At 63.4% G+C, this 3,151-nt stretch carries 3 protein-coding genes and 1 pseudogene; 1 reads left to right on the top strand and 3 read right to left on the bottom strand.

The genetic code is table 11. From position 1 onward, the window contains the following. Nucleotides 1-104: 104 nt before the first annotated feature. Entirely contained in the window at nucleotides 105-428 is a 324-nt protein-coding gene (locus NT151_07225; protein MCX6538705.1) for a TlpA disulfide reductase family protein, read from the bottom strand. Between the two features lie 333 nt (nucleotides 429-761). Between NT151_07225 and NT151_07220 the strand changes: the two genes are divergently transcribed. Beyond that, nucleotides 762-1,871: a Fic family protein gene (locus tag NT151_07220; GenBank protein ID MCX6538704.1), complete on the top strand. Its 1,110-nt coding sequence runs from the start codon at nucleotides 762-764 to the stop codon at nucleotides 1,869-1,871. A 691-nt stretch (nucleotides 1,872-2,562) separates the two neighbouring features. On the opposite strand, the pseudogene NT151_07215 reads toward NT151_07220, so the two are convergent. Continuing rightward, nucleotides 2,563-2,775 (bottom strand): annotated as a pseudogene (locus NT151_07215) (type II toxin-antitoxin system HicA family toxin). Then, on the bottom strand, nucleotides 2,772-2,984 hold the full coding sequence (locus tag NT151_07210) for a type II toxin-antitoxin system HicB family antitoxin (GenBank protein MCX6538703.1): 213 nt from the start codon (nucleotides 2,982-2,984) through the stop codon (nucleotides 2,772-2,774). The pseudogene NT151_07215 and the gene NT151_07210 overlap by 4 nt, the downstream one beginning before the upstream one ends. Nucleotides 2,985-3,151: the final 167 nt, after the last annotated feature.

The following is a 3,151-nucleotide window of genomic DNA, read 5'->3' as shown; positions in this document are numbered from 1 at the left end:
CGCGTCGCCCGCATCGCGCGCGGGCCACGCGGCCTACCAGCGGCTGGAGCACGCGATGGACGCCTATCTGACGGAGGTGCACCTTGCTGCGTAGAAAACTTGACTCAAAAACTCAGATCCGAATCAATCAAGACTTCTAGTGTCGTCGCGGATTGTTCGCCGATCAGGACCTGCACGATTCGGCCCTCGGCACTTGTTGCCAGAGTCAGCGGCACGACGGTGCCGCCGAAGTGTCTGCTGAACGCCTGCTGATCGTCCACCGCCACCGGAAACCGCAACGAGAGTTCCTTCGCAAATGCGTTCACCGTGTCCCGAGTGCCCAGCGCAATCGCGACCACCTGCACTGCGCCCAGGTATCGGTCCGCGACCGCGTCGAGATTGTGGAGAAGCTGTCGGCAATGCTCGCAGCCCGGCTGGACGAACGTGATCAGGCTCGGGCGCCTCAGCGATGCCGCTGGCCTGAACCAACACCGAGATCCGTCAATGAACGCTACTGAACCGTACCGGGAATCTCGGAGGGCGAGTTACGTGAGTCACGCCACCTCGACGTGCTCATGATCGCGCGCTTCTCATCGCGGGGACCGGTTTCGATGCAGAGCGAAGTCGCGGTGCTGAGGCATGGTGATGGCCGGCCGCTCGCCGGGCACCACAGATCTGGCCTCGCTGCGTAGATTAGCGGCCTTAATCTACGCACCACATGCGTATTTAATCATTGACTCTGCGTAGAATAGGCCCCATAATCTACGCTTGTTATGCGTAGAATGACCCGTCACATCCATCAGCTGGCCGATTGGCCCAAGTTCCGCTGGGATCAAAAGGCGCTTGCCGGGCCTCTGGCCGATACCCGCCATCGGCAGGGCCGGCTCCTTGGCCGGATGGAGAGCCTTGGGTTCACGCTCCAGAAGGAAGCCGAGTTGGCAACGCTCACACTTGATGTTCTCAAGTCGAGTGAAATCGAGGGCGAGAAACTCGACGCGGCCCAGGTGCGCTCCTCAATCGCCCGGCGGCTCGGCATCGAGACCGCGGGCACTGTTGCCGCCGAGCGGGATGTTGTGGGCGTGGTCGAGATGATGCTCGACGCCACGCAGAACTACGCGACGCCGCTCGGCGATGAGCGCCTGTTCGCATGGCACGCGGCGCTGTTTCCGACTGCCCGAAGCGGGATGCGAAGAATCATCGTGGGCGCGTGGCGCAAAGATGCCGACGGCCCAATGCAGATGGTTTCGGGGCCCGTCGGCAAAGAGAAGGTGCACTACGAAGCACCGGCAGCAACGCTTCTCGACAAGGAGATGTCCGCGTTTCTCGTATGGGCGAATGACAGCGCGGACAAGACGGACATGGTGCTGCGCGCTGCGCTGGGGCATCTGTGGTTCGTGACCATTCACCCGTTCGATGACGGTAACGGACGGATTGCGCGTGCGATCGCCGACTGGGCGCTGGCGCGCTCGGAGCACAGCCCGCAGCGCTTCTACAGCATGTCGGCACAGATCCGCCACGAGCGGAACGACTACTACGACATCCTCGAGAAGACGCAGAAGGGCACGCTCGACGTGACGCCGTGGATGGAATGGTTCCTGGGGTGTCTCAGACGCGCGTTCGACGGAACGGAAGTGACGTTGGGTGCCGTTCTTCGCAAGGCGCGGTTCTGGGACAGGCACGCGCGGGTGCCGCTGAATGATCGGCAGCGCGACATCGTCAACCGTCTGCTCGATGGGTTCGAGGGGAAGCTGACAACAACCAAATGGGCGAAGCTCGAAAAGTGCTCGCATGACACCGCGCTCCGCGACATCCAGAGCCTCATCGACTTGGGCCTGCTGCAAAGAGATGCCGGCGGCGGCCGGAGCACGAGCTATTCGCTGGTCGACGCATGAGCGCTGACGTCCATCTCGCCACTCGTGGGCAGCGGTCGATTTCGTCAACGCCGGGTTAATGCGTACGACCAAGCAACTCTAGGCGCACCCACCGGTCGCGTTCCTTCGTCCAGTCGCTGTCCAACAAGGATGCGATTGCAGTTGTTGGAACGGGCACTTCTTGGCGGACAATTGGCGGACAATCGGGCGCGGCTCGCCGCGGTTTCGGTTCCGGCCCCGGCTTCGGGTTCAAGGATCTGCGGATCTATCTCGATGGAGCCCTCGTTGGCCGCGCCTGGGCGCTGGGCTGCTCGCTCGGCGGCGGCGGCATCGTCGGCCCGGCGGTGGCGATGTTGCGCGACAACCTGGTGCTCCGCGTCAGTCTTCCGGGCCGCCTCGATGAAACGTGGGAGGATCTGGAACTGATCGGGCTGACGCGGCCCGGGGACGGAGCCAGTGAGGAAATAGATGATAAGAAGGATATCGTAGAACCGAAATGGGTTTCGGCGGGTTCTCCTCGAAGCCCGTGGCCGTCGGCGCGCGTCAGGCCACGTGGTCGGCACACGCCGCCGCGCAATCCGCGTCGGTCACGATGATCCGCCAGGCGTCACCGGCCACGGGTGCCACGTTGGGCGCGGCGGGCGGGACGGACCGCAGCGTCGGTGACCGCGTACGATCCGGCGACGCGTCGTTGGGCAGACAGAAGAACAGGCTAAAGGTCCTCGGAGCGAAGACCCGTCTTCTTGGCGATACGCGCGAGCATGTTCGGACCGAGTTCTTCGTCGTCGTGGAATGCAAATACGAAGTCTGCTCACTCAGGTCGACTCAGGGTCCGGTGGGAACCCGACTGCCGCTTTGGCTTCCAGCCGATTCGCGTGAGCGCGGCGAGTACGCGACGTGCCTTTGTCGAGGGCCAGTTACTCACGCCGCGCGGAACGAAACGTCGAGGAGTTCGGCTGGGGCTTCAGCGTGCTCAAGTCGCTCGGCCAGGACACGGAGCGCCAATGCCTGGACGCGGGCGACTGCCTCGTCGCGGGTGGCTCCATAGCAGAGCACACCCGAAAGGTCGGGAATCTCGGCGATCCAACGACCATCGCCTTCGCGGTCGAGTTCGATACTGAAGCTGACGCTCATCGGGCCTACTTTAGCACGGGTAGAATGTAAGCGGTAAGGGAGGTGCATCCCTCACGCGTTCAAGATGAGCCGAGCTCTCCGGCGAACGACACGAAGGCGCGCGGCCTGCCCAGACCCGGACACACCGACATGGCGGTGACGGACGGTCAGCCGGTGTCGACGGATGG

This window comes from Acidobacteriota bacterium (genome assembly GCA_026393675.1).
GTDB lineage: Bacteria > Acidobacteriota > Vicinamibacteria > Vicinamibacterales > JAKQTR01 > JBAXOX01.
Note: the sequence above shows the minus strand (reverse complement) of the source record. Positions and strands in the feature narration are given on the sequence as shown.

Excerpts from the sequence above, each read along its gene's own strand:
- NT151_07210 (MCX6538703.1), bottom strand. The coding sequence starts at position 2,984 with ATGAGCGTCAGCTTCAGTATCGAACTCGACCGCGAAGGCGATGGTCGT.
- NT151_07220 (MCX6538704.1), top strand. The coding sequence starts at position 762 with ATGACCCGTCACATCCATCAGCTGGCCGATTGGCCCAAGTTCCGCTGG.